This window comes from Curtobacterium sp. AC273 (assembly GCF_979253735.1).
In genome coordinates this window covers 68898-92642 of the sequence record NZ_CEEDDU010000006.1, presented here as the reverse complement: position 1 = coordinate 92642, position 23745 = coordinate 68898, and the positions used below count along the sequence as shown (strand labels likewise).

Annotated in this window: 6 protein-coding genes and 16 pseudogenes; 1 reads left to right on the top strand and 21 read right to left on the bottom strand. The window is 72.4% G+C overall.

The features are described 5' to 3' along the window. Positions 1 to 6 precede the first annotated feature (6 nt). The 12 genes and pseudogenes from trpB to fmt form a co-directional block, all read right to left on the bottom strand. Positions 7 to 1219, bottom strand: a pseudogene (gene trpB, locus ACZ8AI_RS10625) (tryptophan synthase subunit beta). Positions 1220 to 1386: 167 nt separating this feature from the next. Further along, positions 1387 to 2151, bottom strand: a pseudogene (locus ACZ8AI_RS10620) (indole-3-glycerol phosphate synthase TrpC); the annotation flags it as partial. A 55-nt stretch (positions 2152 to 2206) separates the two neighbouring features. After that, positions 2207 to 2692, bottom strand: a pseudogene (locus ACZ8AI_RS10615) (Trp biosynthesis-associated membrane protein); the annotation flags it as partial. Between the two features lie 425 nt (positions 2693 to 3117). Further along, positions 3118 to 4603 (bottom strand): annotated as a pseudogene (locus ACZ8AI_RS10610) (anthranilate synthase component I). 149 nt (positions 4604 to 4752) lie between these two features. Then, positions 4753 to 5040: pseudogene (hisI, locus tag ACZ8AI_RS10605) on the bottom strand (phosphoribosyl-AMP cyclohydrolase); the annotation flags it as partial. 71 nt (positions 5041 to 5111) lie between these two features. Then, positions 5112 to 5884 (bottom strand): annotated as a pseudogene (gene hisF, locus ACZ8AI_RS10600) (imidazole glycerol phosphate synthase subunit HisF); the annotation flags it as partial. Between the two features lie 8 nt (positions 5885 to 5892). Continuing rightward, positions 5893 to 6730 (bottom strand): annotated as a pseudogene (hisG, locus tag ACZ8AI_RS10595) (ATP phosphoribosyltransferase). Positions 6731 to 6855: 125 nt separating this feature from the next. Next, positions 6856 to 7050 (bottom strand): phosphoribosyl-ATP diphosphatase, encoded by a 195-nt coding sequence (locus ACZ8AI_RS10590; protein WP_464858249.1) that lies wholly within the window; start codon positions 7048 to 7050, stop codon positions 6856 to 6858. A gap of 121 nt (positions 7051 to 7171) precedes the next feature. After that, a pseudogene (rpe, locus tag ACZ8AI_RS10585) lies at positions 7172 to 7837 on the bottom strand (ribulose-phosphate 3-epimerase). 319 nt (positions 7838 to 8156) lie between these two features. Then, a pseudogene (locus tag ACZ8AI_RS10580) lies at positions 8157 to 8504 on the bottom strand (rRNA small subunit methyltransferase B); the annotation flags it as partial. Continuing rightward, positions 8401 to 9357: a transcription antitermination factor NusB gene (locus ACZ8AI_RS10575; RefSeq protein WP_464858489.1), complete on the bottom strand. Its 957-nt coding sequence runs from the start codon at positions 9355 to 9357 to the stop codon at positions 8401 to 8403. The gene ACZ8AI_RS10575 and the pseudogene ACZ8AI_RS10580, both read right to left, overlap by 104 nt. 178 nt (positions 9358 to 9535) lie before the next feature. Continuing rightward, a pseudogene (gene fmt, locus ACZ8AI_RS10570) lies at positions 9536 to 10472 on the bottom strand (methionyl-tRNA formyltransferase). 211 nt (positions 10473 to 10683) lie between these two features. Here fmt and ACZ8AI_RS10565 point away from each other — a divergent pair. Beyond that, positions 10684 to 11093: pseudogene (locus tag ACZ8AI_RS10565) on the top strand (DUF4383 domain-containing protein). 147 nt (positions 11094 to 11240) lie between these two features. Here ACZ8AI_RS10565 and ACZ8AI_RS10560 read toward each other — a convergent pair. From ACZ8AI_RS10560 to carA, 9 genes and pseudogenes are all read right to left on the bottom strand, one after another. Continuing rightward, positions 11241 to 12427: pseudogene (locus tag ACZ8AI_RS10560) on the bottom strand (glycine C-acetyltransferase). Continuing rightward, positions 12427 to 13482, bottom strand: a pseudogene (gene tdh / locus ACZ8AI_RS10555) (L-threonine 3-dehydrogenase). The pseudogenes ACZ8AI_RS10560 and tdh overlap by 1 nt, the downstream one beginning before the upstream one ends. Before the next feature lie 708 nt (positions 13483 to 14190). Continuing rightward, the gene (locus ACZ8AI_RS10550; RefSeq protein WP_464858248.1) at positions 14191 to 15891 is read right to left on the bottom strand and encodes a primosomal protein N' family DNA-binding protein; all 1701 of its coding nucleotides are present in this window, start codon (positions 15889 to 15891) and stop codon (positions 14191 to 14193) included. Positions 15892 to 15899: 8 nt separating this feature from the next. Then, a pseudogene (gene metK, locus ACZ8AI_RS10545) lies at positions 15900 to 17115 on the bottom strand (methionine adenosyltransferase). Positions 17116 to 17120: 5 nt separating this feature from the next. Beyond that, a complete protein-coding gene (gene rpoZ, locus ACZ8AI_RS10540; RefSeq protein WP_022906709.1) occupies positions 17121 to 17384 on the bottom strand; it encodes a DNA-directed RNA polymerase subunit omega in 264 nt (87 codons plus the stop codon). Positions 17385 to 17421: 37 nt separating this feature from the next. Continuing rightward, the gene (gene gmk, locus ACZ8AI_RS10535) at positions 17422 to 18258 is read right to left on the bottom strand and encodes a guanylate kinase (RefSeq protein WP_464858247.1); all 837 of its coding nucleotides are present in this window, start codon (positions 18256 to 18258) and stop codon (positions 17422 to 17424) included. A 145-nt stretch (positions 18259 to 18403) separates the two neighbouring features. Then, positions 18404 to 19219, bottom strand: a pseudogene (gene pyrF, locus ACZ8AI_RS10530) (orotidine-5'-phosphate decarboxylase); the annotation flags it as partial. A gap of 11 nt (positions 19220 to 19230) precedes the next feature. Beyond that, positions 19231 to 22511: pseudogene (gene carB, locus ACZ8AI_RS10525) on the bottom strand (carbamoyl-phosphate synthase large subunit). After that, positions 22511 to 23710, bottom strand: coding sequence for a glutamine-hydrolyzing carbamoyl-phosphate synthase small subunit (gene carA, locus ACZ8AI_RS10520; protein ID WP_464858488.1), 1200 nt, complete (start codon positions 23708 to 23710; stop codon positions 22511 to 22513). Before carA ends, carB begins: the two are co-directional and overlap by 1 nt. Positions 23711 to 23745: the final 35 nt, after the last annotated feature.

Sequence of the window (23745 nt, the reverse complement as noted above, 5' to 3'; positions counted from 1 at the left end):
CAGTGGTCACAGCTGCACCGCGTTCTCGTCGAGGATGCCGAAGTAGCGACTGGCGGATGCCACGTCCTTGTCACCACGCCGGACAGGGACACCAGGATGACGCCGTCGGGACCGAGCTCCTTGCCGAGCTTCATCGCGCCGGCGAGGGCGTGCGGGACTCGATCGCGGGCAGGATGCCCCTCGGTGCGGCTCAGCAGGCGGAATGCCTCCATCGCCTCGTCGTCGGTGATCGGCTGGTACTTCGCCCGACCGATCGACGCGAGGTACGCGTGCTCCGGACCGACACTCGGGTAGTCGAGTCCGGCGGAGATGCTGTGGCTCTCGATCGTCTGGCCGTCCTCGTCCTGCATGAGGTAGGACTTCGTGCCCTGCAGGACGCCTTCGCGGCCGAGGGTGATGCTCGCCGCGTGGCGACCGGTCTCGACGCCGTCGCCGCCGGCCTCGAAGCCGTGCAGCGCGACCGACTCGTCGTCGAGGAAGGCCTCGAAGATGCCCATCGCGTTCGACCCGCCGCCGACGCACGCGGCGACGGCGTCGGGCAGCCGGCCGACCTTGTCGAGGACCTGCTGGCGCGCCTCTTCGCTGATCACCTTGTGGAACTCGCGCACCATCTCGGGGAACGGGTGCGGACCGGCGACCGTGCCGAGCAGGTAGTGCGTCGAGTCGACGTTGGCGACCCAGTCGCGCAGGGCGTCGTTGATGGCGTCCTTCAGGGTGCGGGAGCCGGTCTCGACCGGGATCACCTCGGCGCCGAGCAGGCGCATCCGGGCGACGTTGAGCGCCTGGCGCTCGGTGTCGACCGCACCCATGTACACGACGCAGTCCATGCCGAACAGGGCCGCGGCGGTCGCGGTGGCGACGCCGTGCTGGCCGGCGCCGGTCTCGGCGATGAGGCGGGTCTTGCCGAGCCGCCGCGCCACGAGCGCCTGGCCCAGCACGTTGTTGATCTTGTGCGAGCCGGTGTGGTTGAGGTCCTCGCGCTTGAGGATGATCCGGCACCGCCGGCGTGCTTCGCGAACCGCGGCGCCTCGGTGATGATCGACGGCCGTCCGGTGTAGTCGCGCTGGAGCGTGTCGAGTTCCTCGCGGAAGGCCGGGTCGGCCCACGCTTCGCGGAAGGCCGCCTCGAGTTCGTCGAGGGCGAGCACCAGCGACTCGGGGACGAAGCGTCCGCCGAAGTCGCCGAAGTACGGCCCGTGCAGGTCACGGAGTGAAGTCACGATGGGTCTCCCGGGACGAGCCCGGCGAACCGGCCTGGGAGCGCCCGGCGAACCGGGCTGTGGGGACGCCCGGCGCACCGGGCGGTGGGACGCCCGGCGCACCGGCGTGGAGCGCCCGGCGGACCGGGCGGTGGAGCGCGTCGGTCCCAGCCGCGGTCGGCGGCTGCGATGAAGGACGCGAGCGTGGCGGCGGGGTCGTCGCCCGTCACGAGCGCCTCGCCCACCAGGACGACGTCGGCACCCGCGGCGCGGTAGTGCGCGACGTCGGCGGGACCGGCGACCGCGGACTCGGCGACACGGACGACCCCGTCGGGGATGCTGGTCGGCGAGGGACCCGAACAGGTCGCGGTCGAGCGAGAAGTCGGTGAGGTCACGGGCGTTGACGCCGAGGATCCGCGCCCCGGCGTCGAGGCCGCGGGCGACCTCGTCCCCGGAGTGCGCCTCGACCAGGACCCGCATGCCGAGCTCCTCCGCCAGGGTGTGGAGCTCGACCAGCTGCTGCTGCTCGAGCGCCGCGACGATGAGGAGCACCACGTCGGCACCCGACGCCCGCGCCTCGATGACCTGGTACGGGTCGGCGATGAAGTCCTTGCGGAGCACCGGGACGCCGACACGGGCCTTGACGGCTTCGAGGTCGGCGAGGCTGCCGAGGAACTTCCCGCCCTCGGTGAGCACGCTGACGTCGACGCCCCCGCCTCGTTCGTAGTCGGCGGCGAGGGACGCCGGGTCCTCGATCGTCGCCATCGACCCGCGTGACGGGCTGGCGCGCTTGACCTCGGCGAGGATCTTCACCCGGTCGCCCGGTGCGAGGAACTCGAGGGCGTCGAGCGGGACGCCACCCGGTCGAGGTCGCGTTCGACATCCAAGTACGGGCGGTCGACGCGACGGGCGGCGGCGTCCTCGAGCGCGCCCGCGACGAGGGTCTCGAGCACGTTCGGCATGGCCGGACCTACTCGAGTGGGGCTTGGGGACGAACTTCGGACCGTCGACGCCGTAGCCCGCCTTCTTCATGACGCCACCGACGATGAGGCCGATGAGCACCACGCCAGCGGAGGCCCAGACGCCCCACGGCTGGTCGAACCAGAAGAACAACGTGCCGGCCGCGAATCCGATCAACATGATCACGACGGCGGTCCAGGCTGCCGGCGAGTGGCCTTCGCCGAGTTCTGCGGGCTCAGTGTTGCTCACGGTGCTCCTCGTTCTGCTTCGGCGCCGTCGTTCGACCGGCGCCCCTCCGATCCCTACCGGTTCCTCCCCGGGTGCCGGGGCGGCCCCGCCGGTGTCGTCGGCCTGCTCGGTCGGGTCCACACCGGCGCTCAGGTCGTCCCAGTCGACGATCGCGTCGCGCTCGACCGGCGCGACCGCACGGGCCTCGGCGGCCGCGCCGGCGGTGGCCGCGCCGTACTTCCGGCTCGGCCCCGGCCACGACCGCTGCACGACGAGCGCGACGACGCCGAGGAGCACGGCGAGCACGCCCCCGACGATGCCGACCGCCGGCCACGCGGACACCTCGGACCGAGTCGACGACCCGTCGGACCGCGGTGAGGTCACTCACTCCCCGCCGACCGCGCCGACCGCGCCCTTCGCCGCCGCGACCGGGTCGGCGAGTGCCGAGATGCCGGACCAGGACGACGCCCAGGCCGAGCAGGACCTCGACCGAGGCCAGCACGATCCGGACCACGCGTCCGGCGATGGTCATCGCCAGGAACAGCGCCAGGCTCGCGATGGCCAGCGCGGTGTACTGCGGCACCACGGCTGCGCCGTCCGCGTCGACCCGGGAGGTCACGGCGGCACCGGCGTGCAGGTCCACGGTGAACCAGGTCTGCGTCCACGCGAGCATGATGATGCCCGCGACGGCCAGTCCGGCGACGACGACGAGCGGGCGGGGCGTCGGGCGTTCACGAGCGTACCTCGCGCATCCGGTTGGCGGTCGCCACGGCACGGAGCGGGGCCGCCGCCTTGTTCACGGCTTCTCGTGCTCGGTCTGCGGGTCGGAGTCGGCGACGAGCCCGGCATCGGCCCCTACACCCGCGCGACGCCGTCCTTGATCAGGGCCGTCCGGATCGCGATCGCCAAATCGGCGTCCCCGGCGAAGTCGAAGTAGCCGACGACCCCGGCGTACGCCCCGCGCTTGGCGGGTTCGAGCTCGTCGATGATCGGGCGCGCGCGGCTTCGGCGCGCCCGACAGGGTCCCCGCGGGGAAGGTCGCCCGGAACACGTCGATCGCCGAGGCCTCCGGACGGACCGCACCCTCGACGCTGGACACCAGGTGCATGATGTGGCTGAACCGCTCCACCGTCATGAACTCGGTGACGGCGACGGTGCCCGGTTCGCAGACCTTCTGCAGGTCGTTGCGTGCGAGGTCGACGAGCATGAGGTGCTCGGCGCGCTCCTTCGGGTCCTCGAGGAGCCCTCGCCGAGGCGGACGTCCTCTTCCGGGGTCGCCCCACGCGGGCGGGAGCCGGCGATCGGGTGCGTGATGGCACGGCCGGACTGCACCTTCACCAGCGCCTCCGGTGAGGCGCCGACGATCCAGAAGCGCTCGTCGGCGGTGTCGGCCAGTGACAGGAAGTACATGTACGGGCTCGGGTTGAGCGTCCGCAGCACGCGGTAGACGTCGAGCGGGTCGGCCGTCACCTCGTGGTCGAACCGCTGCGAGATCACGACCTGGAACACGTCGCCGTCGCGGATGAAGTCCTTCGAGCGCTCGACGGCGGCCATGTACTCCGCCGGGGCCGAGCGGTGCGTTGGGGTCGGGTCGGCGATATCGAACGCCTCGGCCACGGTCGCGACGCTCGGCACCACCAGGTCGCCCTGCATCCGGTCGAGCCGGGCCTGCGCGTCGGCCCAGAGGACGTCGGGCTCCGGTCGGTTGCCGTCGTTCAGCACGCTCGCGACGAGCAGCACGAGCCCGGTGCGGTGGTCGAGGGCGGCGAGCTCGGACACGAAGGCGAGCGACTGCCCGGGGACGTCGAAGTCGGCGGCGGGGACGTTCGGCAGGTGTTCGAGCTGCCGGACCGCTTCCCAGCCGATGAAGCCGACGGTGCCGCCGACGAGCGGCGGGCTGCCCGGGATGCGCGGGGTCGCCCAGCGCTCGTGCAGCCGCGCGAGGACCTCGAGCGGCTCGCCGTCGAGCGAGTCGACGGCGCGCGACGCCGGGATCCCGGTGTCGATCCACGCCGCGCGGTCGCCGTCCCGGGTGAGCACGCCGAAGCTGCGCACGCCGACGAAGGACCAGCGCGACCAGAGGCCGCCCTGCCCCGCCGACTCGAGCAGGAACGATCCGGGGCGGCCGTCGGCGAGCTTGCGGTAGACGCCGACCGGCGTCTCGCTGTCCGCGTAGAGGGCGCGAACCACCGGCACGACGCGGTGGTCGGCGAGCAGACCGTCGAACTCCGGCCGGGAGGTCGTGCGGCTGGTCGGAGAGCGTCGCGCCGGTCGTCATCGGGTCGCCTCCACTGCCGGGGCGGCCGGGGCAGACCTGGTCGCGTCCGTCGCCGCGGTGGTCGGCGCGGTCGTCGGAGCGGATCGGTCACCGGGTCGAGGGGGTCGACGTCGAAGCACCGGTGCGCGCCGGTGTGGCACGCCGCGCCGACCTGGTGCACCGTGACGAGCAGCGTGTCGGCGTCGCAGTCGAGCGCCGCGCCGCGCACGTACTTGCGCGCGTCCCGGAGGTGTCACCCTTGCGCCAGTACTGTTCCGTGAGCGGACCAGAAGGTCACCCGCCCCTCGGTGAGGGTGCGGCGGAGGGCTTCCCGGTCCATGTAGCCGAGCATGAGGACGTCCTTCGACGACTCCTCTTGCACGATGGCGGGGAGCAGCCCGTCCGCACCGAACCGTGCGCGTCGAGGACCGCGTCCGTGCTGGTGCTGGTGCTGTCGGTCATGAGGTCCTGGCGTACGGCGTGGCCGGCCGCGCGCAGCGCATCCTTGACGTCGCCGATCGTCATCTCGCCCCGGTGGAAGACGCTGGCGGCGAGGACCGCGTCCGCACCCGCCTCGACAGCGGGGGCGAAGTGCTCGGAGCCGACCCGCGCCTCCAGACGCCGATGACCGGCACCGAGGAGACCGCACGGACGGCGGCCACGAGCCCGAGGTCGAACCCGTTCTTCGTGCCGTCCGCGTCGATGGAGTTGACCAGCAGCTCTGCACCGCGCTCGACGGCCTCGTGCGCCCAGGCGACCGCGTCGAGGTCGGACTCGGTCCGCCCGCCGTGGGTCGTCACCACGAAGCCGGAGGGCATGCGGTCCGAGCGCTTGACGTCCAGGGAGAGCACGACGGCCTGCGCACCGAACCGGTCCGCGATCTCGCCCACGAGCCGGGGCGGGCGATCGCCGCGCTGTTCACGCCGATCTTGTCCGCACCGCACTGCTGCAGCCGCGAGACGTCGTCGACGCTCCGCACGCCGCCGCCCACGGTGAGCGGGATGAAGACCTGCTCGGCCGTCCGGGTCACGGTGTCGTACATCGTCGAGCGGTTCTCGACCGTGGCACCGACGTCGAGGAAGGTCAGCTCGTCGGCGCCCTGCTCGTAGTACCGCGCGGCGAGCTCGACCCGGATCACCGGCGTCCTGCAGGTCGAGGAAGTTCACGCCCTTGACGACGCGACCCCCCCCCTGCACGTCGAGGCACGGGACGACCCGGACGGCGACGCCACCGGCGGTCACGGCGTCGGTCACAGCCGTGCGGCGTGGATCGGCTGACGAGGATGGCGCGCGCACCGAGGTCGTAGAGCGCGTCCATGATGAGGTTGACGTCCTCGCGCGGGATCATCACCCGGACCGCCGACCAGTCGCGGCCGTGCAGCGGGGACACCGTCGGGAACTCGATGCCCGACGCCACCGCCGTGGCCTGCTCGAGGAGCGCCGTCGGGATGTCGTAGTCGAGCATCACGTAGCCGCGGGCGACCAGGACGCCCTGCAGCCGGCGCCGGAGGACGTCGATGCCGGGGATCGACTCGTCGGTCGAGATGAGGAGCGCGGTCGACTCGAGGATCACCGGGCCGAAGATCTCGAGCCCGGCGGCACGGAGGGTGCCCGTCGACACGACGTCGGCCACGGCGTCGGCGACCCCGAGCCGGACGGCGCTCTCGACGGCGCCGTCGAGCTTGACGAGCGTCGCGGTCACGCCGTGTTTCGCGAGGAAGTCCCCCGACGAGGCCGGGGTAGCTCGTCGCGACCCGCACGCCGTCGAGGTCCTTCAGCGAGGCGTACCGCCCCGGGGTCCCAGCGAAGCGGAACGTCGAGTCGGCGAAGCCGAGCGCGTCCACCTCGTGCGCGGCGGACCCGGAGTCGAGCAGTGAGGTCGCGGCCGGTGATGCCGACGTCGAGCGCGCCCGAGCCGACGTACGTGGCGATGTCGCGCGGACGGAGGAAGAAGAACTCGACACCGTTGCGCTCGTCGAGCAGGTGGAGCGCCTTCGGGTCGCGGCGACCGGCGTACCCGGCCTCCTTGAGCATCTCGGAGGCGGTCTCGGAGAGGGAGCCCTTGTTGGGCACGGCGATGCGGAGCATCAGTGGGTCTGCTTTCTGTGGGGTCGTCGGCGGTCGTCGGTGCGCCGGGCGGCGCTCCCTACAGATGTCGCCAGACGTCCGCCGGGGTGAGCCCTGGGCGACCATGAGGACCTGGAGGTGGTAGATCAGCTGCGGATCTCCTCCGAGGTGCGCTCGTCGCCCTCGTACTCGGCCGCCATCCAGACCTCGGCTGCCTCTTCCACGATCTTCTTGCCGATCTGGTGCACGCCGGCGTCCAGTTCGGCGACGGTACCGGAGCCCTCGGGGCGCGTGCGCGCCTTCTCGGTGAGCTCCTGGAACAGGTCGTCGAACGTCTTCACGCAGACCAGGCTACCGTCCTGCGCGGACTCCCCCTCGACGTACCGTCCGGACGGGAGGCGCGGCTCGGCTCGGCGACGCCGGGCCCGTCGGTCAGGTCGGTCACCCCGGCAGCCTCGGCCGTCACGAGCCGACGACGGCTGCGGCTGCCGCCTCGCGCAGGTCCGTGATGCGCGACGCCGGCTCGCCGCCGTACACGGCCGACCCCGCCACGAGCGTGCCGCGCCGCTCCGCACGGCCTCGGGCACGGTGTCGACCGCGATCCCGCCGTCGACCTCGAGCCACACGTCGAGTCCGGAGGCGTCCACGGCCGCTCGGGCGTCGGCGAGCTTCGGCATGACGGAGGACATAAACGCCTGGCCGCCGAACCCGGGCTCGACGGTCATCAGACCGGTCATGTCGTACGAGTCGAGGCGGTGCAGGACCTGCGTGATCGGGGTGCCGGGCTTGACCGCCACGGCCGCCCGCGCGCCGTTCGACCGGATCGCCGCGGCCGTCGCCACCGGGTCGTCCGCCGCCTCGAAGTGGAAGGTGACGCTCGACGCGCCGGTCTCGGCGTACTTCGGGGCCTCGGTGTCCGCGTTCGTGATCATCAGGTGCACATCGAGCGGCACGGGCGACACCTGCTGCAGGCGCTGCACGATCGGCAGGCCCAGCGTCAGGTTCGGCACGAAGTGGTTGTCCATCACGTCGACGTGCACCAGGTCGGCGGTCTCGATGCGGTGCAGCTCGCGTTCGAGGTTCGCGAAGTCGGCGGACGGTGATGCTCGGCGAGATACGGATCGTCACCGCGCAAGCCTACACGGCGCCCGCAAACGCAACGTGGACGGTGCCGCGCAGCGGAGTACCGCTGCGAGAAACCGGCTCCCGTTGCGTTTTGCGGAAGAGGAGCGCCGCCGCGATCGTCAGGCGACGCGACGGAACAGGGCGATGAACATCGCGTCCGTGCCGATGCGGTGCGGCCAGAGCTGCGCCGTGTCGCCGTCCGCCACCTGCGGGTCCCGCGCGGCGATCGACCGCACGACCCCGCGCGAGGTCGACCTGCTCGAGCACGCCGCTGCCGAGCCATGAGCGCGTCCACCTGCCCGCGCGTCTCGGCCAGGTGCGGGGAGCACGTCACGTACGCCAGCGTCCCGCCCACCGCGAGCACCCGCACCGCCGCGTCGAGCAGCTCGGTCTGCAGCGCGGCGAGCTCCGGGACGTCCTCCGGCTGCCTTCCGCCAACGGGCCTCCGGACGACGCCGGAGCGCTCCGAGCCCGCGCACGGGGCGTCGAGGAGCACCCGGTCGAACGTCACGCCCGCACCGTCTCGGCCGTACCGTCGCCCGTCGCCCTGCACGACGGTGACGGCGTCATCGAACCCGGCGAGAGCCTTGCGGACGAGCCCGGCACGCGCCGGGACGAGTTCGTTGGCGACGAGGGTCGCCCCGGTCCGGACCGCCTCGGCGGCGAGCAGCGCCGCCTTGCCGCCGGGTCCGGCGCACAGGTCGAGCCACCGCTCCCCGGCCGCACCCGGACGACCGGCTGAGCGCGAGCGCCGCCAGCTGCGAGCCCTCGTCCTGCACGCGCAGCCGTCCGGCCGCGACGCCCGGCACGCGGGCCGGGTCGCCGGAGATGCCACGGATCCCGACGGGCGACACGGGCAGGTCCGGCACGCGGTCGTCGTCCCGGACGGGAGGCGCGACCTCGGTGTCGACGTCGACCTCCGCTCCGGGGTCGGCCGGTGCCGACTCGGTGGGCACGACGTCCGCCGCGCCGGTCACGTCCGCCTCCTCGGGCAGCACGTCCTCCTCGGGGAGCACGTCGTCGACGTCCCCGGCGCCGGCGCGGGCGGTGGCGTCCGTGACGTCCTCGTCGGTGGCGATGCCCGGGAGCGCGGCGAGCTGCACCCGCGGTGCGACGTTGTCGGCGGCCAGGAGCGCCGCGAGCTCGTCGCGGGACCGCTCGGCGGCGAGGGCGTCGCGGAGCGCGGACACCACCCACACCGGGTGCGACCACCGTGCTGCGAGCAGGGCGTCTCCACCACGGCCCTCGGTGATGAGCGCGTCCCACTCGTCGTCGGTCCGGGCGCCGACCTTGCGCAGCACGGCGTTCACGAAGCCGGTGGCACGGTGCGCGCCGACCTCGCGGGCGAGCTCGACCGTGGCCGAGACCGCGGCGTGGATCGGCGTGCGCATCCCGAGGAGCTGGTGCGCGCCGAGGCGCATCACGTCGAGCACGTCGGACTCGATGTTGTCGATGCGGCGACCGGACGCGAGGGCCACGATCGCGTCGTAGCGGCCGAGCATGCGAATGGTGCCGTACGTCAGCTCGGTGGCGAACGCGGCGTCGCGCGCGGTGAGCCCGGCGCGGCGATGCGTGTCGGCAGCAGGAGGTTCGCGTAGGCGTCGTCGACCTGCACGGCGCGGAGCACGTCGAAGGCGACCCGGCGTGCGCCTCGTCTGCCGGGGGCCGTGGTTGCGGCGCTGCGGGGGGAGGTCGAGCGGCTCATGCGAGGACCTTCCCGTCCAGCGTGCCGAGGCCGCGCTCCCAAGCGGCGGCGTCCATCGCCTTCTTGCCCGCGGGCTGCACCTCGGTGAGCACGAGCGGGTCGTCGGCGGTCCCGACGAGCAGCCGACCGCCCTGGACGGCCAGTGCACCGGGGGCGAGCGGCGGGGCGGGGTCTGCCGCGCCTCCAGGCAGTCGCGCGCTGCGGAGCAGCTTCACCGCGGGTGTCGCCGAGGTGCGCGTACGCGCCGGGCTCGGGCGTGACCCCGCGGAGGCGGGCGTGCACGGTGGCGGCGGGCTCGGCGAATTCGATCCGGCCGTCCTCGATCGTGAGCTTCGGGGCGGCGGTCGGCTCGCCGGACTGCTCGGTGGCGACGGCGGTGCCGGCGGCGATGCCGTCGACGACCCGCGCGACGACCTCGGCACCGGTGTCGGCCATGGCGGCGAGGACCTCGCCGGAGGTCGCTTCGGGGTCGATGTCGAACGGCTCGCTGGCGTACACCGGGCCGGCGTCGAGCGCCTCGACGAGCTGGAACACCGTCGCGGCGGTGCAGGTGTCGCCGGCCATCACGGCGCGCTGCACGGGAGCGGCGCCGCGGTACGCCGGCAGGTCGGAGAAGTGCAGGTTCACCCAGCCGTGGCGGAGCGCGTCGAGCGCGGCTCGGCGGAGCAACGCGCCGTACGCGACGATCACGCCGAGGTCGACGTCGAGCGCGGCGATGCGGGCGGTGACCTCGTCGTCGACACGAGCGGCCTCGATCACGGGCAGTCCGAGCTCCGCGGCAACCTGCGCGACCGGGGTCGGGGTGAGGACGCGCTTCCGGCCCTGCGGGGTCGCGGGACGGGTGAGCACCGCGACGATCTCGTGGTCGGACGCCGCCAGCCGGCGGAGGGTGGGGACGGCCGCAGCGGGGCTGCCGGCGACGACGAGACGCATGGGTTCGATCCTCCCACGTCCCGGCGCAGCCGATCGCGCCGCGTGGTGTCCCGAGCGCGCGGACGCCGCCCGTCCCTGTGTGACGCCGGAGTGCCGGGCTGCGTAGCGTCCGTGGACGAGCAGTCCGCCCCTGCAACCGCACCGCTGAACCGACAGGAGTCACCACTGCAGCGACGTCACCACCTCCACCAACCGCTACGCCGGGTCCTCGATCCAGAAGATCGCGCTCGTCGTCGGCATCGTGTTCCTGCTCGTCGGGATCGCCGGGTTCATCCCCGGGCTCACCACGGGCGACCTGGCCGGCGCGGGCCACGAATCGATGGCGATGCTGCTCGGCATCTTCCAGGTGTCCGTGCTGCACAACATCGTGCACCTGCTCTTCGAGGTCGTCGGCCCCTCGCCGCCGCGCGGGCCACCGGGTCGCGGATGTACCTCGTGATCGGCGGGATCGTCTACTTCGTCCTCTGGATCTACGGCCTGTTCACCGCCGGCCACAGCTCCGGCGCGAACTTCGTCCCGCTCAACAACGCCGACAACTGGCTGCACCTGGTGCTCGCCGTGGGCATGGTGGCGCTCGGTGTCGTCTTCCCGCGCGAGCGTCGTCGGCCGGTGAACGCCTGACACGAGTCGCCGATCGCCGGTCGCCGGTCGCCTGATCGCTGATCGCTGATCGCTGATCGCGAAACGCAACGAGGGCGGTTGTCCGCAGCGGTATAACGCTGCGAGCAACCGCCCTCGTTGCGTTTTGCGGGCGGGACACCGGTGCGGTCAGCCTGCGCTGGCCGCAGCCTCCCGAGCCTCCCGGAACGCCTCGACGCACCGCACGACCTGCTCCTCGGTGTGCGCGGCGGAGAGCTGCACCCGGATCCGCGCACGCCCTTCGGCACCACCGGGTAGCTGAACGCCGTGACGTAGATCCCCCGGGCTTGCATCTCGTCGGCGATCCGCGCGGTCAGCGCGGCGTCGTGGAACATCACGGGCACGATCGGGTGCTCCCCCGGCAGCAACTCGAACCCGGCCTCGGTCATCAGCGTGCGGAACCGCTCCGCGTTCGCACGCAGGCGAGCACGGGCATCGTCGGACCGTTCGATCAGGTCGAGCGCGGCGACGGTTCCGGCGGCGATCACCGGCGCGAGCGAGTTCGAGAACAGGTACGGCCGTGACCGCTGCCGCAGCAGGTCCACGATCTCGCGGCGCGAGGCCACGTACCCGCCCGACGCCCCGCCGAGGGCCTTGCCGAACGTGCCGGTGTAGACGTCGACGCGGTCGGCCACCCCGCACAGCTCCGGCGTCCCGCGGCCGTGGTCGCCGACGAAGCCGACGGCGTGCGAGTCGTCCACGATGACCAGCGCGTCGTACCGGTCGGCCAGGTCGCAGATCTCGGCGAGCGGTGCGATCGAGCCGTCCATCGAGAAGACCCCGTCGGTGACCACCGCGCGGAACCGGGCGTCCTTCGCCGCGATGAGCTGCGCCTCGAGGTCGGCGACGTCGCGGTTCCGGTAGCGGAACCGCTGCGCCTTCGAGAGCCGCACACCGTCGATGATCGAGGCGTGGTTGAGCTCGTCGGAGATGATCGCGTCCTCCGCGCCGAGGAGCACCTCGAACAGGCCGCCGTTCGCGTCGAAGCACGAGGAGTACAGGATCGTCGCCTCGGTGCCGAGGAACGCCGACACCCGACGCTCGTGGTCGAGGTGCAGGTCCTGCGTGCCGCAGATGAACCGCACGCTCGCCATGCCGTAGCCCCAGCGGTCGAGGGCGTCCTTCGCAGCGTCCACGAGGTCCGTCGAGTCGGCGAGCCCGAGGTAGTTGTTCGCGCAGAAGTTGAGCAGGTCGAGGCCGTCCGCCTCGATCGCCGCGCGCTGCGGACCGGCGATGCCGCGCTCCCGCTTCGTCAGACCGGCTGCCTCGATGCCGGCGAGCTCCGCCGACAGGTGGTCCTTGATCGCGCCGTACATCAGATCTCCGTCCAGTCGATGACGACCTTGCCGCCGTCCGCGGTCGCCGCCGCGGCGAACGCTGCTTCCCAGTCGCGCGCCGCGAAGCGCTCGGAGACGATCGAGCCGATGCGTTCCCGCAGCACCGCGCTGGTCTGCAGCATCGAGCTCATCGTCTGCCAGGTCTCGAACATCTCGCGGCCGTAGATGCCCTTCACGGTGAGCATGTGCGTCACGACCTTGCCCCAGTCGACCGCGATCGACCCCGTCGGCAGCCCGAGCATCGCGATGTTCCTCGCCGTGGTTCATGGTCTCGACCATCGAGGGCAGGGCGCTCGGGGCTCCGGACATCTCGAACCCGACGTCGAAGCCCTCGCGCATGCCGAGCCGCTCCTGCGCCGCACGGAGCAGCGCCGTCGCGTCACCTCCGCCGACGTCGACGCCGAGGTCTGCGCCCATCGCGGTCGCCATCGCGAGCCGGTTGGCGCTGACGTCCGTCCCGACGACGAAGCGTGCGCCGGCGTGCCGGGCGACGGCGATCGCCATCAGCCCGATCGGGCCGCACCCGGTGACGAGGACGTCCTCGCCGACGAGCGGGAACGCCAGCGCCGTGTGCACCGCGTTGCCGAGCGGGTCGAACAGCGCGCCGACGTCGGGGTCGACGTCGGTGTGGTGCACCCAGACGTTGGCACCGGGCAGTGTGAGGTACTCGGCGAAGGCACCGTCGCGCTGGACGCCGAGCCCCTTCGTCCGGATGCACATCTGGCGCCGCCCGGCCCGGCAGTTCCGGCAGGTGCCGCACACGATGTGCCCCTCGCCGGAGACCCGGTCCCCCACGGCGACGTCACGGACGGCAGCGCCGACCTCGACCACCTCGCCGAAGAACTCGTGCCCGGGGACGAGCGGCGTCGTCACCGCCGAGGCCGCCCAGTCGTCCCACCGTCGGATGTGCAGGTCCGTCCCGCAGATCCCGGTGCGGAGCACCCGGATGAGGACCTCGTCCTCGGTGGGGACCGGCACCGGCCGTTCCGTCATGGTCAGTCCCGAGCAGCGTCCGGCTTGTACAGCGCCCTCATCGGCGTCATCCGCGCCACCTCGTCGTGCGTGATGTCTGTTCGTGACGGCTCGTGACCGCCGCCGACCAGCCTGGCAACACGTCGCCCCCACCGCCCGAACATGTCAGGTGCACGGCGTGCACGTCGCAGTTCGCGCGGGGCGATCGCTTCGAGTCGCGTGCGCATGTTCCGACGATCCACGCGTCGATCGACGGGTGCGACGTCGCACGATGCACACACGTCCGCTGCGTGCGCATGTTCCGACCATCCACGCCGTCGATCGACAGGTGGAACGTCGCACGATGCACACGCATCCGACGGTGGGCCACGCCAGCGCATGTCCGGCACGGCGCGCGCCCGGCGACGGCCTGGAGGCACGGTGCGCGCCCGTCACGACGGCCGACGGCCCGCAGCGCGGAGCCGACCGGGTGAGCCGGCCGAGGTCAGGACCTCGCTGAAGGGTTCCGCGTCGTCGAGGCGCACCCGGAGCGCTGGCGCCGCGCGACGACGCGTTGCCCTCCGGCAGCACCCGACGCGTGGACGACCGTCGGATCACCTCGGCCTTGAGCGTCGCAGCGACCTCGGCCCCGTGCGCGTACGGGAACCGCACGATCGCCCGCACCGTCCCCGGGAGCGCGTCGTCCTCGACCGGTACCGGTCCGAGCACCGGGCCCGCCGTGGCACCCTCGAGCGCCTCGACCGCGGCGGTGACGGCCTCGTCCGTGCCGGTCAGCGTCGCGACCCGGACCGCCGGTGGGAAGTGGAGTTCACGCCGGTCGGCGAGTTCGTCGTGCGCGGGCCCGTCGAGCCGCCACAGGGCCATCGCCGTCGCGGAGCTTCCCGCCGATGCCGACCAGGTAGGTCTCGGCACCCGGAGCACCCTTGGCCGCGGCGTTCGTCCAGAAGCGCAGGACGTCCTCCTGCACGCGGAGGCCCTCGCGGGCGAGCATCCGCTCCCCGTCGAGCAGCAGCACGCACGCGTACCCGCCCGGGACCGACGGCTCGGCACCGCGGGTCGCGACCACGACGGACGGGCGGGCGGGCACCTCGTCGAGCGGTCGGGAGCCGTCGGCCACCACGATCCGGGTACCGGGGAACGCTCGCCCGAGTTCGTCCGCGGTGCGCTGCGCCCCCTGACCGACCGGCTTCACGGTGCCGTTGCCACAGGTCGGGCAGCGGAACCCGACAGCGAGCGCACCGCAGAACCGGCACTGCGGGGTCGCGCCGCGGTGCGGACTGCCGAGCGGCCCGCCGCAGATCGGGCAGTGCGCGCTTCGCCGCACTCCGCGCAGACCAGGCCGGTCCCGAAGCCCGGGCTCGCGACCTGCACGAGGACGGCGCCGTGCTGGCTGGCCCCCGCGCGCTGCACGCCACGCCGAGCTCGGGATGCAGGCCTGCGCCGCGTAGCCCTCGGCGCCGGTCTGCTGGATCGTCGGGATGACCTTCGGGGTCTTCGCCCGGTACGGCGTGACCTCCTGGCAGCCAGTGGAGCTCGACGAGCCGCTGCACGTCGGTGCTGCGGGCGTGCGAGACGAACAGCAGCGCGGCGCCGGACTGGGCGGCGCGGACCAGGGCGACGTCACGGGTGTGCACGTACGGCGCGCGGGGTTCGGTGAACGAGGCGTCCCCGTCGTCCCACATCGCGATGAGCCCGAGCTCGGTGGCCGGCGCGTACACCGCCGTGCGGTTCCCGATCGCGACGACGGCGTGCGTGCGGGCCTGCAGCAGCGCCTTCGCACGCTGCCCGTTCGTCTGCTTGGCGTCGAACCGGACGACCCGCTCCGCCGGCAGCAGTGCGAGGAGCGCCCGCTCGAGGTCGGTCACGTCCCGGAAGTCGGGCACGGCGACGGCCGCGGACTGCTCGGCCGCGACGGCGTGCGCGGCCGCCTGGGCGATCGTGGCGGCCCACCCGGGGACCCAGAGGACGTCGTCCCCCTCGCCGAGTGCGACGGGGTGGGGGACGGCGGCGACCGCAGCCCGACCGTGGTCGGTGACCAGTGCCTCCAGGACGCCCTCGGCGTAGCCGGTGACGGGCGGCGGGCTGACCGCCGGGGGCGACCACGAGGTGTCCCGGGCGAGCCAGGCCTTCTCGGCGCGGACCTGCCGCGTCGGCACGGCGAGCCGGAGCACGTCGGACGCGACGCCGGCGGCTCGGTCGGCGACGGCGCGGGCGAGCGTCCAGATCTCCGGCGCGAGCACCGGCACCGGGGACACCAGGGTCTCGATCGCGCTGAGCTCGCCCGGGTAGGACCCCTCGGTGACCAGCTCGACGACGTACGCGTCGGACATCCGTGCCCCGGTCCGGAGCGGGACCTTCACGCGGACCCCCGGCACGCAGTCGTCCTCGAGCTCGGCTGGCACCCGGTAGTCGAACAGACGGTCCAACTGCGGGAGCGGCGAGTCGAGGACGACTCGCGCGACGGTGGGCACGCAGTGCCTCAGACGGCGGCGGCGACGAGTCCTGCGGCGGCGCGGAGTTCCTCGACGCGGTCGAGCTGCTCCCAGGTGAACCCGGGGAGCTCACGGCCGAAGTGCCCGTACGTCGCGGTCTGCGCGTAGATCGGGCGGAGCAGGTCGAGGTCGCGGATGATCGCGGCCGGACGCAGGTCGAACACCTGACGGATCGCTGCCTCGATCGTGGCGTCGTCGACGTGACCGGTGCCGAAGGACTCGACGTACAGCCCGACGGGGGCGGCACGGCCGATCGCGTAGGCGACCTGGACCTCGAGCCGGTCGGCGAGGCCCGCGGCGACGGCGTTCTTCGCGACCCAGCGGAGCGCGTAGGCCGCGGAACGGTCCACCTTCGACGGGTCCTTGCCGCTGAACGCACCGCCGCCGTGGCGGGAGGCCCCGCCGTAGGTGTCGACGATGACCTTGCGCCCGGTGAGGCCGGCGTCGCCCTGCGGGCCACCGATCTCGAAGCGGCCGGTCGGGTTCACGATGACGTCGACGTGCGACGAGTCGAGGTCGACCAGGTCGAGCACCGGACGGATCACGTGCTCGGTGACGGCCGCGGTGAGCTCGTCGAGCGTGACGGCGGGCGAGTGCTGCGTGGAGAGCACGACGGTCTCGACGGTCTTCGGGACGACACCGTCGTAGCCGACGGTGACCTGGGTCTTGCCGTCGGGGCGGAGGAACGTCAGCAGCCCGGACTTGCGGACCTCGGCCAGGCGCTCGGCCAGGCGGTGCGCCAGCCAGATCGCGACCGGCATGTACTCGGGGGTCTCGTTCGTCGCGAAGCCGAACATGATGCCCTGGTCGCCCGCGCCCTGGCGGTCGAGCGGGTCGACGCCGGCGCCGGAGCGGGCGTCGAGCGACTCGTCCACGCCCTGGGCGATGTCGGGCGACTGCGCGCCGATGGAGACCTCGACACCGCAGGTGTGGCCGTCGAAGGAGACCTCGGACGAGTTGTAGCCGATGCCCGTGATGACGTCACGGACGAGCTTCGGGATCTCGACGTAGCCGGAGGTGGTGACCTCGCCCGCGACGTGCACGAGCCCGGTGGTCACCATCGTCTCGACGGCGACGCGCGCGTGCGGGTCGACCGTCAGCAATGCGTCGAGGATGGTGTCCGAGGATCTGGTCGCAGATCTTGTCGGGGTGCCCCTCCGTCACCGACTCGGACGTGAAGAGGCGCAGAGCAGCTCCAGTCACCGCGGTCAGTCGGTGGGCTGCTGCTGCTTGGTGACGGTGAGCTTGTCCTCGTTGATCTCGTGCAGCGCGACGGACAGCGGCTTGTCGTCGATCGTCGAGTCGACGAGCGGCCCGACGTTGTCGAAGAGCGAGCCCTCGTGCAGGTCGGCGTAGTAGTCGTTGATCTGGCGCGCGCGCTTCGAGGCGAAGATGACGAGCGCGTACTTCGACTCCACCTTGGCGAGCAGGTCGTCGATGGGCGGGTCGATGATGCCCTGGGGGTTGGCCATGGTGTCTCCTGTCGACAGGGGAAAAGCGGGACGCCCGTCAGGGCGCAGAGAACAAGTCTACGACCTCGCGTGCCGCGGTGCCGACATCGGAGTTCACGATGCGCACGTCGAACTCGTCCTGGGCGGCCAGTTCGACCTTCGCGGTGTCGAGTCGACGGGCCTGTTCCTCGGCGGATTCGGTGCCGCGGCCGATGAGCCGACGCACGAGTTCCTCCCACGAGGGCGGCAGCAGGAACACCAGGACCGCCTCGGGCATGGCGTCCCGCACCTGGCGGGCACCCTGCAGGTCGATCTCGAGCATCACCTTGTCGCCGGCGTCGAGCGCGCGGTCGATCGGTGGACGCGGGGTGCCGTACCGGTACGAGTTGTGCACGGTCGCCCACTCGAGGAGCTCGCGGTCGCGGATCATCCGGTCGAACTCGGCGTCGTCGACGAAGTAGTAGTGCACGCCGTCGACCTCGCCGGGGCGGGGCTTCCGGGTCGTCGCCGACACGCTGAGGTTGACGTCCGGGTACTGCTCGCGGATGAAGGCGCTGACCGTGCCCTTGCCGACCGCGGTCGGTCCGGCGAGGACGACGAGCTTCGAGGTCCCGCGCTTCCGGCCGCGCGCGGCGAGCCAGTCCGCCAGTTCCGCGCGCTGCCGGGTGCCGAGACCGCCCAGGCGCTTCGACGGCGCGATGCGCAGTCCGCCCATGATCGTCTCGGCGCGGGCCGGTCCGATGCCGGGCAGGCTCGTCAGCAGGTCACGGACGCGCAGGGACTTCTCGGCGGGCACCTCGGCGTCGGACCACGCCAGGCGGGCGACCTCGAGCGCGGACCGCTCCCCCGACGCGATCGCGGCCTTGACCGCCGCGCGGGCACGTCGAGCGGCCACCGCGGCCTGGGCCGCGGCGACCCGGTCGACCTCGAGGCGGGTTGCGGTGTGCGGGCAGACCCTCGCGGTCCGACGTCATGCGGCGGCCCCCCAGTGCGGCGCGGATCCGCTCGGCGCGGTCCGCGACGAGTGCCGCGACGCCGTCGGGCCCGTCGGTGAGGAGCCCCCGGGACTCGCTGACGAGCACCTGCTCGGCACGGGCGCCGTACAGCGCGCGGAGGTCCTCGATGCGGGCGCCCTGGGCACCGAAGCCCGGGGCGAGGACCGGCGCCGTGCCGATCGCGTCCGCGTCGATGCCGAAGTCGTCGAGGTCGAGGGTCGCGCCGAGCACGAGCCCGACGTCGCCGAGGGGCTGGTCGCCGCCGGCCCGGTTGTCGTCTGCCACGCTCAAGACGATACCGGCAGCCACGCTGTGTCCCGCCCACGGCCCCTCGGCGAGGACCGCGGTCTGCAGCACCCGGGCCTCCGGGTTGCTCGTCGCCGCCAGCACGAACACGCCCGCCCCGTTCCGACGCGCGACCGACACCGTGCCGGCGAGCGACCCGTAGCCGAGGTACGGCGAGACCGTCATCGCGTCGGCCGCGAACGGCCCGTCACGGTCCAGCCACGCGAGCGCGTAGTCGTCCCCCGTCGTCCCGATGTCGCCCCGCTTCACGTCGGCGACGACCAGGAGGCCCGCATCGCGTGCCCGACGGATCGTCGCGTCGAGCGCACGGTAGCCGGCGACCCCCGCCGCCTCGAAGAAGGCGACCTGCGGCTTCACGATCGCCGCGCGGCCGGCGGCCGCGTCGACGAGGGTCGCGCCGAAGGCCGTCAGGCCGGCCTCGTCGCGGCCGAGCCCCCACGCCGCCAGGGTGGCGGCGTGGGGGTCGATGCCGACGCAGAGGGCGGAACGCGACCCGATGGCGGCCGCGAGCCGGACGCCGAAGGAGGCCGTGCCTCCAGTCGGGGTGGTGCCCACGCTGGCAGCCGTCACCAGGTCGCGCGCTCGAGCGCGTAGTCCTGCAGGCTCCGCACGCTGTGCGGCGAACCGATCGTCTCGATCGCCGCGACGGCGGCCCCGAGCTGCGCGATCGTCGTGAACAGCGGCTTGTCCGCCGCGACCGTGGCCGCACGGATCTCGTACCCGTCCGCCCGACCGGCGGCACCCGACGGCGTGTTGATCACGATGTCCACCTCGTTGCGGGCCAGCAGGTCGACGACGCTCTCGCCGCCCTCGCTGTACTTGCCGACCAGCGTGACCTCGATGCCGTTGCGCTGGAGCACCTCGGCGGTGCCCTCGGTCGCGGTGATCGTGAACCCGAGCTGCTGCAGGCGGTGCACCGGCAGCACGACCTGGCGCTTGTCGGTGTCGGCGACGCTCACGAACACGGTCCCGCTCGTCGGCAGGCCGCCGTACGCGGCTTCCTGCGACTTGAGGAACGCGCGCGGGAAGTCGCGGTCGATGCCCATGACCTCGCCGGTGGAGCGCATCTCGGGGCTGAGCACCGAGTCGACGACCTGGCCCTCCCGGGTGCGGAAGCGACGGAAGGGCAGGACGGCTTCCTTGACGGCGATCGGCGACTGCATCGGGACGAAGGCGCCGTCGCGGGCGGGCAGGAGCCCCTCGTCGACGAGCGCGGCGATGGTCGTGCCGGTCATGATGCGGGACGCGGCCTTCGCCAGCGGGATGCCGAGCGCCTTCGAGACGAACGGCACGGTGCGGCTGGCGCGAGGGTTCGCCTCGAGGACGTAGAGCACGCCGGCGCCGATGGCGAACTGCACGTTGAGCAGCCCCTGCACGCCGATGCCGCGGGCGATCTTCTCGGTCGCGTCGACGACGCCCTGGATCTCGGCGCGGCCGAGGCCGACCGGGGGCAGGGTGCACGCGGAGTCGCCGGAGTGGATGCCGGCCTCTTCGAGGTGCTCCATGATGCCGCCGATGTAGAGCCGCTCGCCGTCGAAGAGCGCGTCGACGTCGATCTCCACCGCGTCGTCGAGGAAGCGGTCGACCAGCAGCGGGAGCTCCGGACCGATGATCGCCTGGTCGGCCATCCGGTCGAAGTAGTCCGCGAGGGTCTCGGAGTCGTAGACGATCTCCATGCCGCGGCCGCCGAGCACGAACGAGGGGCGGACGAGGACCGGGTAGCCGATCTCCTCGGCGACGGCGGTCGCGCTGGCGAGGTCGTGCGCGGTGCCGTTCCGGGGCGCGAGCAGGCCGGCCTGGTCGAGGATGGCGGAGAACTGCCCGCGCTCCTCGGCGGAGTCGATCGCGGCGGGCGAGGTGCCGAGGATCGGGATGCCGGCGGCCTCGAGCGGCTTCGCGAGCCCGAGCGCGGTCTGGCCGCCGAGCTGCACGACGACGCCGACGAGTTCGCCGGACGCCGCCTCGGCCTCGATGACCTCGAGGACGTCCTCGGTGGTGAGGGGCTCGAAGTACAGGCGGTCCGACGTGTCGTAGTCGGTGGAGACGGTCTCCGGGTTGCAGTTGATCATGATCGTCTCGAACCCGGCGGCGCTCAGCGCGAAGGACGCGTGCACGCCGAGGAGTAGTCGAACTCGACGCCCTGCCCGATGCGGTTCGGGCCGGACCCGAGGATGACGACCTTCTTGCGGTCGCTCGGGGCGACCTCGGTCTCGGCGTCGTACGACGAGTAGTGGTACGGCGTCAGGGCCGGGAACTCGCCGGCGCAGGTGTCGACGGTCTTGAACACCGGGCGGATGCCCTCGGCGTGCCGGGCGTCACGGGCCTCCTGCTCGGTGATGCCCCGGAGCGACGCGATCTGGATGTCGCTGAAGCCGTGTTCCTTCGCCCAGCGCAGGGTGTCCGCGTCGAGGGTCTCCGCTGCCTTCACCTCGTCGGCGACCTCGTTGATGAGGACGATCTGGTCGATGAACCACGGGTCGATCTTCGTCGCCTCGAAGACCTCGGCCGCGGTGGCGCCGGCGACGAGTGCCTGCTGCACCGTCACGATGCGGCCGTCGGTCGGGACGGACGACTTCGACAGCAGGGCGTCCTTGTCGAGCTCGGCCGCCGGGATGTCCCAGTGGAACGACGAGCCGCGCTTCTCGAGCGACCGGAGCGACTTCTGCAGCGCCGTGGCGTAGTTGCGGCCGATCGCCATGGCCTCGCCGACGCTCTTCATCGTGGTGGTCAGGGTGGCGTCCGCGGCGAGGAACTTCTCGAACGCGAACCGCGGGGTCTTCACGACCACGTAGTCGAGGGTCGGCTCGAAGCTCGCGGGCGTGACGCGGGTGATGTCGTTCTCGATCTCGTCGAGGCGGTACCCGATGGCGAGCTTCGCGGCGATCTTGGCGATCGGGAAGCCCGTGGCCTTCGAGGCGAGCGCCGACGAGCGGGACACGCGCGGGTTCATCTCGATGACGATGACGCGGCCGTTCGACGGGTCGACGGCGAACTGGATGTTGCAGCCACCGGTGTCGACGCCGACGCGACGGATGATGTCGATGCCGATGTTCCGCATGTTCTGGTACTCGCGGTCGGTCAGCGCCAGCGCAGGGGCGACGGTGATCGAGTCGCCCGTGTGGACGCCGACCGGGTCGACGTTCTCGATGGAGCAGATCACGACGGTGTTGTCGTAGTTGTCCCGCATCAGCTCGAGCTCGTACTCCTTCCACCCGAGGATCGACTCCTCGAGCAGGACCTCCGTCGTCGGGCTGGACTGCAGTCCGTCCCCGACGAACCGGATGAGCTCTTCCTCGTTGTACGCGAAGCCGGAACCGAGACCGCCCATGGTGAAGGACGGGCGGACGACGAGCGGGTAGCCGAGGTCCTTCGCGAACTCGGTGGCCTCTTCCAGCGTGTGGGCGATGTGGCTCCGTGCGACGTCCGCACCGGACTCGAGGACGAGCTCCTTGAAGAGCTGGCGGTCCTCACCGCGCTGGATCGCGTCGACCTTGGCGCCGATGAGCTCCACGCCGTACTTGTCGAGGATGCCCTCGGCGTCGAGCTTGATCGCGGCGTTCAGGGCGGTCTGCCCACCGAGCGTCGGCAACACGGCGTCCGGCTGCTCGATCTTGATGATCTCCTCGAGCGACGGGCTCGTGATCGGCTCGATGTACGTCGCGTCGGCGAAGTCCGGGTCGGTCATGATCGTCGCCGGGTTCGGGTTGACGAGGATCACACGGACGCCCTCGGCGCGGAGGACGCGGCACGCCTGGGTGCCCGAGTAGTCGAACTCGGCGGCCTGCCCGATGACGATCGGGCCGGACCCGATGACGAGGACGGAGTTGATGTCTGCGCGCTTCGGCATCAGTTGGCTTCCTTGGTGATGTCGGCGGCCGGGGTGGTCGCGGTGGCGGTCGCGGGGTCGAGCGGTTCACCGGCGCGGCGCTCGCGCACCAGGTCGGCGAAGCGGTCGAACAGGTACATGCTGTCGTGCGGTCCGGCGGCGGCCTCGGGGTGGTACTGCACGCTGAACGCGGGCACGTCGAGGGCGCGGAGCCCCTCGACCACGTTGTCGTTGAGCGAGTAGTGCGAGACCTCGACGCGACCGAAGCCCGCCGGGGACTCGAGGACCTCGCCGAGCGGGGCGTCGACCGCGAACCCGTGGTTCTGGCTCGTGATCTCGACCTTGCCCGTGACGGTGTCGAGCACCGGCTGGTTGATGCCGCGGTGCCCGAACGGCAGCTTGTAGGTGCCGAAGCCGAGCGCGCGGCCGAGCAGCTGGTTGCCGAAGCAGATGCCGAAGAACGGGCGGCCGGTGCGCAGGCTGTCCTGCAGCAGTTCCACCTGCGCGTCGGACGCGGCGGGGTCGCCGGGGCCGTTCGAGTAGAAGAGCGCGTCCGGGGCGAGGGCTTCCAGCTCCGGGGCGGAGATGTCCTGCGGCACGACGTGCACCTCGAACCCGCGCTGCGCGAGGTAGCGCGTGGTGGACGCCTTCACGCCGAGGTCGAGCACGGCGAGCCGGCCGATCTGCTCGCCGACGGCGGGGACGACGTAGGTCTCCGGGGTGGACACGACCGCCGAGAAGCTCGCGCCGGCCATCGTCGCCTGCGACACGACCGCGTCCAGCTGCGACTCGGCGGACAGCGCCGCGTCCTCGCCGCTGAACACGCCGCCCTTCATGGCGCCCGCGTCGCGGATCCGGCGGGTGAGCGCGCGGGTGTCGATGCCGGAGATCCCGACGATGCCGTCGCGCACCAGGTGCTCGTCGAGCGACGCGTTCGCGCGGTGGTTCGACACCACGCGGCTGGGGTCGCGCACGACGTACCCGGCGACCCAGATGCGACGGGACTCGGGGTCTTCGTCGTTCACCCCGGTGTTGCCGATGTGCGGCGCGGTCTGCACCACGATCTGCCCGGCGTAGGACGGGTCGGTCAGCGTCTCCTGGTACCCGGTCATGCCGGTCGCGAAGACCACCTCGCCGAGCGTGCGCCCGCGGGCGCCGTACGCCCAGCCGTCGTACCGGGTGCCGTCCTCGAGGACCAGTACGGCCCGTTCGCGTGTCATCAGTTCGTCCCTTCGCCCGCGGTGTGCGGGTGTTC